12 protein-coding genes and 1 pseudogene are annotated in these 10,474 nt (G+C 59.5%); 5 read left to right on the forward strand and 8 right to left on the reverse strand.

Translation table 11 applies throughout. From position 1 onward, the window contains the following. Positions 1-21 precede the first annotated feature (21 nt). Both Q1A07_RS12985 and Q1A07_RS12990 read right to left on the reverse strand, forming a co-directional pair. Positions 22-717 carry a response regulator transcription factor gene (locus Q1A07_RS12985; protein WP_299781337.1) on the reverse strand — a complete coding sequence of 232 codons (696 nt, stop codon included), beginning with the start codon at positions 715-717 and terminating at the stop codon, positions 22-24. 108 nt (positions 718-825) lie between these two features. Then, positions 826-2,589, reverse strand: coding sequence for a PQQ-dependent methanol/ethanol family dehydrogenase (locus Q1A07_RS12990; RefSeq protein WP_299781339.1), 1,764 nt, complete (start codon positions 2,587-2,589; stop codon positions 826-828). Positions 2,590-2,758: 169 nt separating this feature from the next. On the opposite strand from Q1A07_RS12990, the gene Q1A07_RS12995 reads away from it, so the two are divergent. Beyond that, positions 2,759-3,280, forward strand: a complete 522-nt coding sequence (locus Q1A07_RS12995; RefSeq protein ID WP_299781341.1) for a hypothetical protein — start codon at positions 2,759-2,761, stop codon at positions 3,278-3,280. A gap of 4 nt (positions 3,281-3,284) precedes the next feature. Here the strand turns inward: Q1A07_RS12995 and Q1A07_RS13000 are convergent, their stop codons facing one another. The 6 genes from Q1A07_RS13000 to Q1A07_RS13025 are packed head-to-tail and all read right to left on the reverse strand — an operon-like array spanning position 3,285 to position 7,925. Further along, complete coding sequence (locus Q1A07_RS13000; protein WP_299781343.1) at positions 3,285-3,833, reverse strand: tetratricopeptide repeat protein; 549 nt, start codon at positions 3,831-3,833, stop codon at positions 3,285-3,287. Positions 3,834-3,890: 57 nt separating this feature from the next. Then, positions 3,891-4,682 carry an ABC transporter permease gene (locus Q1A07_RS13005; protein WP_299781345.1) on the reverse strand — a complete coding sequence of 264 codons (792 nt, stop codon included), beginning with the start codon at positions 4,680-4,682 and terminating at the stop codon, positions 3,891-3,893. Beyond that, the gene (locus tag Q1A07_RS13010; protein WP_299781347.1) at positions 4,679-5,395 is read right to left on the reverse strand and encodes an ABC transporter ATP-binding protein; all 717 of its coding nucleotides are present in this window, start codon (positions 5,393-5,395) and stop codon (positions 4,679-4,681) included. Before Q1A07_RS13010 ends, Q1A07_RS13005 begins: the two co-directional genes overlap by 4 nt. Continuing rightward, positions 5,392-5,829, reverse strand: coding sequence for a hypothetical protein (locus Q1A07_RS13015; RefSeq protein WP_299781349.1), 438 nt, complete (start codon positions 5,827-5,829; stop codon positions 5,392-5,394). Before Q1A07_RS13015 ends, Q1A07_RS13010 begins: the two co-directional genes overlap by 4 nt. A 21-nt stretch (positions 5,830-5,850) precedes the next feature. After that, complete coding sequence (locus Q1A07_RS13020; protein WP_299781351.1) at positions 5,851-6,810, reverse strand: YVTN family beta-propeller repeat protein; 960 nt, start codon at positions 6,808-6,810, stop codon at positions 5,851-5,853. Continuing rightward, positions 6,807-7,925 (reverse strand): ABC transporter substrate-binding protein, encoded by a 1,119-nt coding sequence (locus Q1A07_RS13025; RefSeq protein WP_299781353.1) that lies wholly within the window; start codon positions 7,923-7,925, stop codon positions 6,807-6,809. Before Q1A07_RS13025 ends, Q1A07_RS13020 begins: the two co-directional genes overlap by 4 nt. Positions 7,926-8,124: 199 nt before the next feature. Between Q1A07_RS13025 and pedF the strand changes: the two genes are divergently transcribed. From pedF to Q1A07_RS13045, 4 genes and pseudogenes are all read left to right on the forward strand, one after another. Next, on the forward strand, positions 8,125-8,826 hold the full coding sequence (gene pedF / locus Q1A07_RS13030; protein WP_299781355.1) for a cytochrome c-550 PedF: 702 nt from the start codon (positions 8,125-8,127) through the stop codon (positions 8,824-8,826). A 3-nt stretch (positions 8,827-8,829) separates the two neighbouring features. Beyond that, entirely contained in the window at positions 8,830-9,732 is a 903-nt protein-coding gene (locus tag Q1A07_RS13035) for a transporter substrate-binding domain-containing protein (RefSeq protein ID WP_299781357.1), read from the forward strand. Between the two features lie 85 nt (positions 9,733-9,817). After that, positions 9,818-10,333, forward strand: coding sequence for a CoxG family protein (locus tag Q1A07_RS13040; protein ID WP_299781358.1), 516 nt, complete (start codon positions 9,818-9,820; stop codon positions 10,331-10,333). A 29-nt stretch (positions 10,334-10,362) separates the two neighbouring features. Continuing rightward, a pseudogene (locus tag Q1A07_RS13045) lies at positions 10,363-10,474 on the forward strand ((2Fe-2S)-binding protein); the annotation flags it as partial.

The following is a 10,474-nucleotide window of genomic DNA, read 5'->3' on the forward strand; positions in this document are numbered from 1 at the left end:
CTAGTAGCGAGGATAGGACGCCTAGGAAGAGCTTGGCAAGACATTTGCGAACTTGGCATCCTGCGCCACGAGCACGGCCTGTGTCCGGCTTTGCACGCCCAGTTTGCGCATGATCGCGGTGACATGTGCCTTGACCGTGGTTTCCGCGATGGAGAGGTCAAAGGCGATCTGCTTGTTGAGCTTGCCTTCACAGATCAGTTCGAGAATACGCGCTTGCTGGTTGGTCAGGCTGGACAGACGCGAGACGGCCTTGGTGCCCTCCTCGCAGGTGTCCCCTTCGACGAAGCCGGCTGGGGTGAAAACGCTGCCCCCAGCAATATGCTCCAGCGCCTCCTGAAACACCGACCGATGGCTGTGTTTTGGCACAAACCCCGACGCCCCGGCCTCGATGGCGCCACTGATGATCGCGTTGTCGGTCATGGAGGAGACAATGATCACCGGGGTTTTGTTCGCCGCGCGCTTGAGGCGAATGAGTCCGTCCAACCCGCTGACATCCGGCAGGTTCAGATCCAGCAGGATCAGGTCCGGTGGCGTGTTCCCGTCGATCTTCTCCAGCGCGTGTTCCATGCTGTCTGCAGTCACGATCTGTGCAAATTCGGCAACCGATTTCAGGGTAAGCTCCAAAGCGTCGCAAAACAGCGGATGGTCGTCCACCACGAGCGCCCAACCGCCGCGCATTTTGGCATGAGCTGAAAGGGAGGCGTCTTGCGTGTTCATGGCTTCAGGCTAGCGTCGAAATCTCCAAAAATCTACTTGGCAAAAAGTCTCATAGAAAAAGGCGCACCCCGATGTGGGATGCGCCCGATTTTTCAGTACCTTACCCTGTCAGTTGGCGGCAAGCTGACGGGGCAGGCGGAAGGTCCAGAGCATGCCGCCCTGATTGAGGTAGCTGACCTTCTTGGCCACTTCGCCCCCCCAGAGCGGCACCGCACCGCCCCAGCCGGAGATGACGGTGACATATTGCTCGCCATCCTGCACCCATGTGATCGGCTGGCCAACGATGCCGGAGCCGGTCTGGAAGGACCACAGCTGCTCGCCGGTTTCGTCGTCAAAGGCGATGAACTCGCCCCCCGGCGTGCCGGTGAAGACAAGGCCACCCGCGGTGGTCATCACACCCCCCCAAAGCGGCGCTTCGTCCTTGTATTCCCACTTCAGCTCACCCGTATCCGGGTCAATGGCTTTCAGAGAGCCAATGTGGTCTTCATAGTTCGGCTTGATGGTAAAACCGGAGCCGAGGTAGGCCGCGCCTTTCTTGTAGGTGATCGGCTCGTTCCAGATATCCATGCCCCATTCGTTGGACGGCACGTAGAAGTTGCCGGTGCGCTGCGAAAACGCCATCGGCATCCAGTTCTTGCCGCCGAGGAAGCCGGGAGAGGAGAACACCACCTCGCCCTTCTTGCCGTCGGCAGAGGCTGCGGGATCGCCGGGGCGGTTGTCCTCGATGAAAATCGGGCGTCCGTTCTCATCGATACCTTCTGCCCAGGTGATGTCCTTCACGAAGGGCACGGCACTGACAAAGGCGCCGTCCTCGCGGTTGAGCACATAGAAGAACCCGTTCCGGTCGGCAGTGGCATAGCGCATATTGCCGTCGCGGTCGGTGTAGGAAACCACCTCGTTCACACCGTCATAGTCCCAGCCCTCGCGCGGGGTGGTCTGGTAGTGCCACTTGATCTCGCCGGTGGCAGGATCAACCCCGATCCGGCTGGCGGCATAAAGGTTGTCGCCCGCATTGCCCTCGGTGGGTTGGCCTGCGTTGCGCAGGTGACTGTTCCAGGGTGCAGGGTTGCCCGTGCCAAAGACCAGCGTGTCGGTGTCCGCGTCATAGGACCCGCCGAGCCAGGTCGCCCCGCCGCCGGTCTTCCACATGTCGCCGGGCCAGGTCGCGTTCAGCGTGCCGGTCATGGTGCTTTCTTCGCCGTTTAGCGTGCCCATGTGGCCCTCGATCACCGGACGGGTCCAGACCATGTCGCCTGTTTCCGCATCGCGCGCCTGAATTTCACCGACGATGCCAAACTCACCGCCCGAGTTGCCGGTGATGATCAGGCCATTCACGATCAGCGGTGCGGCAGTATAGCTGTAGCCCGCCTTGTAGTCCGCGATCTTCTTGTTCCAGACCACATCGCCGGTTTTCTGGTTCAGTGCGACGATGCGCGCATCCAGCGTGCCAAAATAGATGTTATCGCCATAGATCGCCGCCCCGCGGTTGACCACGTCGCAGCAGGGCAGGATGCCTTCGGGCAGGCGCGCGTCATATTGCCAGAGTTCCTTGCCGGTCTTCACATCAATGGCGAACATCCGGGAGTAGGACCCGGTGATATACATCACGCCATCATGTACGATGGGCTGGGTTTCCTGCCCGCGTTGCTTTTCACCACCCAGCGAAAACGCCCAGGCCGGAACGAGGTTTTTTACGTTGTCCTTGTTGAGAATGTCGAGCGGCGAGTAGCGCTGCAAATGCCGCCCCATGCCGTTTGTCAGGACATCTCCCGTGGATGCCGTATCGTTTAGCAGCATGTCCTCGGTAACCTCGGCATGAAGCGATGTCGTGGCGAGAAGCGCAGCTGTCACTGCAATCGCGAACCTTTTCATGGTTTTCCTCCCTTGAGCTTTTGCAACAGGTCCAGCGCCCCAAGGACTCAACGACCGGTTGGAAAGGAGTATTCAACCAAAGGCCGTTTCTAGGTATTGGCCAATGGTCGTATGGTCAGCCGGGCCCGCGCGGGTGTGCACTGTTGGCAGGCCGTAGGAGGGGATGGAAATGAAATATGGTTTGATCTTAACGGGTTGCCTGATGGCCACTGGGGTGGTCGCGGAGGAGCGGCAAGTATATCTGGAAGCGCAGGATGGCACGCGGGTGCAGATTGCCACGCTCATTCTTGCCGGTGACGGAACCTATTCGGTGCGGATGCAGGAGGCCGCTTTCACCAATCACTTCCTGTCGATGCGCCCGTTCAAATGTCTTGAAGGGCCTGCAAAACACTGGTGCCACGTGCCCTATCCCTACGAGATCGCGCGGGATGTCTCGGCGGATCTGACCGATCTGGAATACGACTTCCTGTTTCTGTGGAAAGGCGCAGGGGAGTACGGGATCAACATGTGGAACGGCGTCTACTACGACTTATCCGAGCAGGAAGGCGTCATCGTCGGAACACTGCATGAGATGGATATGAACCTGCTTGCGGCGCCGCCCGATGCGGGAGAGCTGCGCCCCTTGAAGGCCGGTGATTTGCACGAAAGTGACCCGGACAGCCATTGGCTGCCGCGCATGGTCATCGAATGATCGCCTAGAAAAACGGGCCGTATTTTGAATTGTCCGCATCGGGCGTGACCTCGTCGAGGTCATAGCCTGCGCCCTGCAGGCGTTTGGCAATGGCAAGACCGTTTCGGGCCGCCTCATCCACGTACTGCCGCCCCAAGGCTTCGTCCCGGGTCACACCGTGGCCGCGCATCAGGTCGAGGCCGTAGTTGAACTTGCCGACCGGGTCGCCTGCGTCTGCGGCGCGGCGATCCCACTCTGCCGCGGCATCGGGGTCATACTCACCGCCCAGCCCGTTGTTGTCGAGCTGGCTCATCCATGTCATCGCCCCAGTATATCCGGCGTTGGCGCAATTCTCAAACAACAGGCGCGCCGTTTCATGATCGCCGGATTTGGTCATCATGTAGCCCATGGAGCAGAGCACCATCCCAGTCTCTCCTGCGTCCGCGCGCTGGCGAAAGCTCTGCCAGGTCATCTCATCGGGGTTTGTCGTGCCGAACTGGCTTGGGTCTTCGCTTTCGGCCCGGAGCGGTACGGCTAGAATGCTTATCAGAAGGACGGGTAATGCGGGTTTCATGGGCACAGGATACCATCGATGCCAGCATATTCACAGGCGCCCATGGTCGTAGAGCGATTAGCCTCGACGACTCATCCCGGTTCGGCTGGGGTTGTAGCCCCAGAGTGCCGCTGCGACGAAGACGGCAGCGGCCAACAGTGTCCAGCCCAAAGCGGCGGCATTGAACTGCACGTAAAGCGCAAAACGGATGAGCTCCACCGCATGGGTGAAAGGGTTCAGCGCGCAGATATCGTGCAAAAGCTTTGAGGATTCCGCCATTTTCCAAAGCGGATAGAGCGCGGAAGACAGGAAAAACATCGGGAAAATGACAAAATTCATCACCCCCGCGAAGTTCTCCAACTGCTTGATGAAGCTGGACAGCAACAGCCCCAGCGCCCCCAGCATCAACCCGGCAACAGCGAGGGCAGGCAGCACGGTGATGTAGCCCAGTGGAGGCATGTTGATGCCATAAAGCGCGGCAATCGCCAGAAAGGCATAGACCTGCAGGATCGAAATCGCCGTGGCCCCGGCCAGCTTGCAAAAGAGCAGCCACCAGCGCGGCAGGGGTGCTGTGAGCAGCAGTTTCATTGAGCCCATTTCCCGATCATAGACAAGGCTGAGCGAGGACTGCATGCCATTGAAAAGCATGATCATCCCGCAAAGGCCCGGCACGATGTACGTCTCATAGGCGATGTAAGTCTGGTAGGGCGGAATGATGCTGAGCCCCAAGGCGGCCTGGAAGCCGGCGGCGAAGACCAAAAGCCAGACAAGGGGGCGTACGAGTGCCGCGATGAACCGCTCGCGTTGATGTATGAAACGCAATGCCTCCCGTCCGACGATGGCGCGCAGGGAGGTGACATAGGGGGTCATGCAGGCGCCGCCGTCATGGCAAGGAACCGATCACGCAGCGGCATGTCACCCGCAATCTGCGAAGCAATGCCTTGCGTCAGAACTTTGGCGTGATGCAAAACCACAAGCTGGTCTCCCGGCCATACCTCATCCGTCAGATGAGTCGCCCAGAGGATCGTCGTGCCGTCTTGCGCAAGCCGGTGAACGTGTCCGGTGATCGCGGCACGGGCTGCTGCATCAAGACCCACCGTGGGCTCGTCCAGCAGCAAAACAGATGGTGTGTGAATGAGCGCGCGCGCAATTTCGGCGCGCCTGCGGTGCCCGCCGTTGAGAGATCGCGCTTTTTCGTGTGCGCGGGGGAGCATATCGAGGCGCTCCAAAGAGCTGTCGATCCGCGTGCGCGCTTCCCGGCCTGACAGCCCGTGCAGGGCAGCGAAATAGCTCAGGTTCTGGCGCACACTAAGGTCGAGGTCCAGTGTGGGTTGTTGAAAGACGATGCCCAGCTTTGCAAGGGCCGCGCGCGGGTCCCGCGCCAGATTGTGTCCGGCAATGTCGATCTGACCGACGGGCGCGACGAACAGTCGTGTGAGCAGGCTGAAGAGCGTTGATTTGCCGGCGCCGTTTGGTCCCAGAAGGGCACAGAAGGCGCCCTGCGGTATGTCAAAGCTCACCCCGTCCAGTGCGGTTTTCGCGCCGTATCGATAGGTGATGTCTTTGACGGACAATCCTGTCATTCGATGGTGATGTCGAGCCGCTGCGTCTCGCCTGTGGTGCCGGGAATCTTGATGTAATAGCTGCCGGGCTTGATCGCGATAAAGCCGATCTCCATCTCACCGGCCTCGTCGAATTCGACGCTGTCCAGCCCCAGCGGGCGGATTTCCAACCCTTCGACAACGATTTCGTCAATCCAGATGGCGCGGAAGAATTCAGGACCCACCAGGGCCAGTTCCTGGCTGCCGTCTCCCTGAATTTCGAACTCGTAATAAGTGCCTGATTTCAGAACCCAGGGTGCGCTGGAAATCGGCTCGCCTGCTGAGAGGATGATCGGTGGCAAGTCTTCCTTGTTCTTTCCAGAGAGCAAGCCCGCGGCACCAAAGCCCTTATCGTCATCGGCAAAGGCGGGGGTGGTGGCGAGGCAAAGGGCGAGGGCGGTGGCCAGTCGGGTCATGATATGCTCCAGTATAAGGGATCAGTTGGTCGGACGGAAGGCGGCCCCCCAGGGGAAGCGGCCCACCTTGATGGATTTGATGGCCTCGCGCTTGGCCACGTCGATCACGGTCACATCGCCCGACACACCGTTGGTGGTAAACAAAAGCGAGCGGTCTTCGTTGAAATCCATGTGCCAGACACGGCGACCGACGAGGATGTAATCTTCGACTTCATAGGTTTCCGCATTCACGACGGCCACGTGGTTCGAGGGCCCGAGCGCCACAAAGGCATGGCTGTCCCCAGCTGTGAATTCAAACCCTACCGGCTGAACACGGTCGGGGTGCACGCCCTGCACCTCGAAGCTGATTTTGCCCATCTCGGCCTGCGTCGCGGTGTCGAAAATAGTCAGCGTGCCGCCGATCTCGGAACTGACCCACATTTCCGCACCATCTTTCACGAATTCCGCATGGCGCGGGCGGCTGTCGACCAGCGTATTGGCAAAAAGCTCTTGTGTTTCGGTGTCGATCCAATGTGCCATGTTCGTGGTCTCGGAGGTGGTGATGGCGATCTTGCCATCGGGGGAGACGGCCATGCCTTCAGGTTCTATGCCGACGTCAATTTGGGCCACGACCTTACGTGTTTGGGTGTCCACGACCGTGGTGATCGCGTCATCCTCATTGGCGATATAGAGATGACGGTCATCGGGATGCAGCACGAATTGCTCCGGATCCTCGCCCGAGGGCAGGTCGTGCAGGATCTTGCCGGTGTTCGGGTCCATCACCTGCACGGCGTTGCTGTCGGATGCACAAATATAGAGAAGGCTGAAATCCTTGGAGAAGGTGATGCCGCGGGGGCGTTCGCCCGTCTCGTAGGTCTTGATCACCTCCAGCGTCTCGGTGGAGATGACCGAGACGGTATCGTCTTTTTCATTGGTGACCCAGATTTCACCCGCGTTGGCGGTGGTGGTCAGCAAGAGAGCGGCAAGCGTTGTTCGGATCATTGAAAGGCCTCGCATGTGCTTTCGGGCCGGTCGAGCCCGAGTGAATCCAGTTCGTTGACCTGATGCAGGAACCCGTCCAGGGGGGCCTGTGCCACCAAAGCGCGGGGATGCACGATGGCGATGGGCTGGCGCAGCTGACCGTTCCAGTCTCGATATGTGAGGGGGCGTCCCTTGAACCCGGCAAGCTCGAAGGCGTCAGACAGGATGTAGTTGCGCAAAGTCTCAGGATCGGCGGCGTTTGTCCGGGTTACGGCTTCGCCCAGCGTGCGCATCGCAGCCCAGGCGGCGTAGTCCACCGATGTCATCTGCCGGTCGTTTGCCTTTTCGAAACGCGATTGCAGCTGGGCGGCCCCCCATTGTTCGATCACGGGCGACCAGGTGACGGCTGATAGCCCCTCCGACCCGGTGACGGGGCGCGCTTCCCAGGTATTATAGAGCACGTAGCGCCCGAAATCATGCAGCTCGTCGGCGAGGATCATGGCGTCGTAATCGCCGAAATCCTGCGTAAAAAGCGGCACTTCCTGAGAGGCATTGCGGCGCATATCTGCGTCAAAGGCCCATTCCTTTTCACCCGCGAGGTCGAGGCCGAATTTGGTAAGTGACTGCCGCACCGCCTGTGCATAGGCCACGTCCTGCGGATGCGTGCCGGTGATCATCACCAGATCGGTCCAGCGCTTTTTCACAAAGACCTGTGCCAACGCATCGGTGCGCATCGCATCAGAGGGCAGCGTGTGAAGGAGATTGGTGCGGCATTCGCCATCGCGCAGAGAAATGCTGCCCGACGAGGTGTTGAAGATCAGCGCGCCCTGGGCTTCCGGCAAATCGGCGATGGCCATTTGTACCTCTGCAGGCGCGTTCAGGATGAGATAGGGGCTTGTTGCCAACAGCGCCTTGGCTGCGACAAGCGGATCCTCACCTTCCGGCACATATGTTTCTGTCAGCTCATACTTCTGATCCAAAAAACGCCCCGTCGTCTGGTTGTCCTTAAGGCCGGTCAAAACACCGGCCAGTCCGATGTTTTCCGGGATCGGGTCAAGGTTCGACAGGATCGGGGGCAGAGGGATTTCGACGTGCAGGTAGTTTGTGTTCAACGTCACCTCGGCCGCAGTGGACATGGCGCAGCATAGCGCGAAAACAACGGCAACCAGTCGATGCATCTGAAATTCCTCCCTCATTAAAAGTAGTGTGTCCGCACGGGAGGGTTGAATAGGACTTTAGTCCCCCACGTCGCACCCAACCAAAGTCCAATACCCTTTCTCGGGGCGCCTGATTACAACAGATGAAAACCACATGTTCGATCCCGGGAGGAGAGAAATGACACACCCATTCAAGATTGCAGGTCTGGCCGCTGGCGCCGTGATCGCGGCGGCCACTTTCGTGTCGGCGCATGGCGATGTAAAGCCACAAGCGGTTGATACGGCGGGATTGCCCGAAACGGGAGATGAGTGGTTGATCGAGAACCCGTACCGGGCGGAGACTGCCGGGGAAGAGGTCTGGCTCAAGGCCGTGGAAATCGGTGCCTCAGGCTACAATCAAAACTGTGCGCGGTGCCACGGGTTGGAGGTCGTCTCCGGCGGGCTCGCTCCGGACCTGCGCTTTCTCGAGGCCGAAGAATATGGTGACGAGTGGTACATGGAGCGCTTTCGCGAAGGCTATACGCAGAATGGCATTACCAAGATGCCCGCCTTTGGTGAGCTGTTGGGCCAGGACGCCGCCTGGGCCATTCGCACCTACATCGAAACCCGTCCGGATGGCGACGCCATGGAAGAATATGCGGACGAGTTAAAGGCGATGCGCGATCAGTTGCAGATGTATGCCGAGGGCGATGCCGAAGGGGCCGACCCTGACGCCCTGAAATCCCGCCTCAGCGAGATTGCAGGGTCGATTGAAACCCTGTCGGGTGCGCCAGTTGCGGATTCGGTCGCCTTCCGCGCAGCCAATCTGATTGATGGCACGCAGGCACGATACAAATCCGCCGCAGAGACCCTGACCATCGGATTGTCTGCGGCCCAGTAGTTGATGCGCCTGCACCGTCTGAAGCACCTCGTATTGGTTTTCTCCCTGCTGCTGCCGGCGCCCGCGCTGGCGGCAGACCCTTGTGCGGACCATGTCCCGCAGGCCCGTCCGCAAAACGCCAGCCGGGATATCGTCGGGCAGGAGATGGATGTGATTCAGGAACAGGGTCACATGCTCTTTGCCGTCTACGAAGACTATCCGCCCTACAGCTGGGAGGAAGGCGGGCAGCCGCGCGGTGTCGACATCGAGATCGCCCGCATCATCGCGGAAGACCTTGGGGTGGATGCACGGTTCAATTTCGTGGCGGCGGGTGAAAACCTTGATGCAGATTTACGCAACAACATCTGGAGAGGCGCGCTCATCGGGGGTCGGATCGCCAATGTGATGATGCGCATTCCCTACGATTCCGCGTTCAAGTGTCGGGTCGAGCAGGTGGTTTTCACCGGGCAATACGCCGCCGAGTCGATCTCTATAGCCTATGACAAGGCTAGCTATCCGGAGGAAAAGCCCGTTCCGGCCTACTTCCGGTTCGATCCCGTAGCGGTCGAAAACGATTCGATCTCGGACTTTTACCTCTCGTCCTTCGCGGGTGGGCAACTGGCGGGCAAGGTGAGCCGCTTTGCTGATATGGGAGAGGCCATGGCTGCGTTGCGCGCCGGCGAAGTGAAGGCGGCGATGGGGCCGCTGGCGCAGCTTGAGCATGGTGCGGATGACAGCATTGGTATCCACCAACCGCCGCTGGCGGGTTTTGCCGTCAGTCGCTGGACCTTGGGCGTGGCGGTGAATTTCCGGTATCGCCCGCTCTCCTACGCGGTTGATGATGCAATTCGATATGCCATTGAAGATGGTCGCATTCCGCAGATTTACGCGAACCACGGGCTGACATTTCAGCCGCCGGAAAGGTAAATGCGACCTTTGTCCTACTCGGATGGTCGCATAGGCCGGGTAAACTGGCGTTGCTATTGTCCTGAAAAAATCAGGAGGAGTCGCAATGCAACTGAGTGACAGTCGAACAATCAATGCCGATGTAGCGACCGTCTGGGCGGCCCTGCTGAGCCCGGAGGTTTTGAAGGAATGCGTGCCGGGCTGTCAGGAGATGACAGGCTCCCCCGAAGAAGGGTTTGAGGCCGTTGTGGTTCAGAAGGTCGGACCGGTGAAGGCGACGTTCAAAGGCGGCGTGACGCTGAGCGATATGGTGGAGCCGGAAAGCCTGAAAATCTCGGGCGAGGGCAAAGGCGGTGCCGCGGGTTTTGCCAAGGGCGGTGCCGATGTCAGGCTGGAGGCCGACGCGCATCAAACCGTGCTGCACTATGACGTGGAGGCCAAGGTGGGTGGCAAGCTGACCCAGTTGGGCAGCCGGATCATCGATGGGTTTGCCAAGAAGATGGCGGATCAGTTTTTTGACAATTTTCAGAACGCGGTGGGAGCGCCCGAGGAGCTCGCGGAGGCGGATGCCGAAACAGGTGAACAGAAAAAGGGTTGGTTCAAACGTCTTTCGGGCGGGTGAACTGCAGAAACTTGAAGGGAGTTTTTGAGATGTCTCGGATTGAGATGGTTGTGAATGGAGTTGAGCGTTCTGGTTCTGTTGAGGGTCGGACGTTGTTGTCGTCATTTTTGCGGGATGAGCTGCAGCTGACGGGGACACATG

The organism is uncultured Roseobacter sp., assembly GCF_947492555.1.
Lineage (GTDB): Bacteria > Pseudomonadota > Alphaproteobacteria > Rhodobacterales > Rhodobacteraceae > Roseobacter.

What these genes read in the sequence shown, in the direction of transcription:
- Q1A07_RS12985 (WP_299781337.1), bottom strand. Translation starts at nt 717, where the DNA reads ATGAACACGCAAGACGCCTCCCTTTCAGCTCATGCCAAAATGCGCGGC.
- Q1A07_RS13000 (WP_299781343.1), bottom strand. Translation starts at nt 3,833, where the DNA reads ATGAAACCCGCATTACCCGTCCTTCTGATAAGCATTCTAGCCGTACCG.
- Q1A07_RS13035 (WP_299781357.1), top strand. Translation starts at nt 8,830, where the DNA reads ATGCGCCTGCACCGTCTGAAGCACCTCGTATTGGTTTTCTCCCTGCTG.
- Q1A07_RS13040 (WP_299781358.1), top strand. Translation starts at nt 9,818, where the DNA reads ATGCAACTGAGTGACAGTCGAACAATCAATGCCGATGTAGCGACCGTC.
- Q1A07_RS13015 (WP_299781349.1), bottom strand. Translation starts at nt 5,829, where the DNA reads ATGACCCGACTGGCCACCGCCCTCGCCCTTTGCCTCGCCACCACCCCC.
- Q1A07_RS13005 (WP_299781345.1), bottom strand. Translation starts at nt 4,682, where the DNA reads ATGACCCCCTATGTCACCTCCCTGCGCGCCATCGTCGGACGGGAGGCA.
- pedF (WP_299781355.1), top strand. Translation starts at nt 8,125, where the DNA reads ATGACACACCCATTCAAGATTGCAGGTCTGGCCGCTGGCGCCGTGATC.
- Q1A07_RS12995 (WP_299781341.1), top strand. Translation starts at nt 2,759, where the DNA reads ATGAAATATGGTTTGATCTTAACGGGTTGCCTGATGGCCACTGGGGTG.
- Q1A07_RS12990 (WP_299781339.1), bottom strand. Translation starts at nt 2,589, where the DNA reads ATGAAAAGGTTCGCGATTGCAGTGACAGCTGCGCTTCTCGCCACGACA.
- Q1A07_RS13020 (WP_299781351.1), bottom strand. Translation starts at nt 6,810, where the DNA reads ATGATCCGAACAACGCTTGCCGCTCTCTTGCTGACCACCACCGCCAAC.
- Q1A07_RS13010 (WP_299781347.1), bottom strand. Translation starts at nt 5,395, where the DNA reads ATGACAGGATTGTCCGTCAAAGACATCACCTATCGATACGGCGCGAAA.
- Q1A07_RS13025 (WP_299781353.1), bottom strand. Translation starts at nt 7,925, where the DNA reads ATGTCCACTGCGGCCGAGGTGACGTTGAACACAAACTACCTGCACGTC.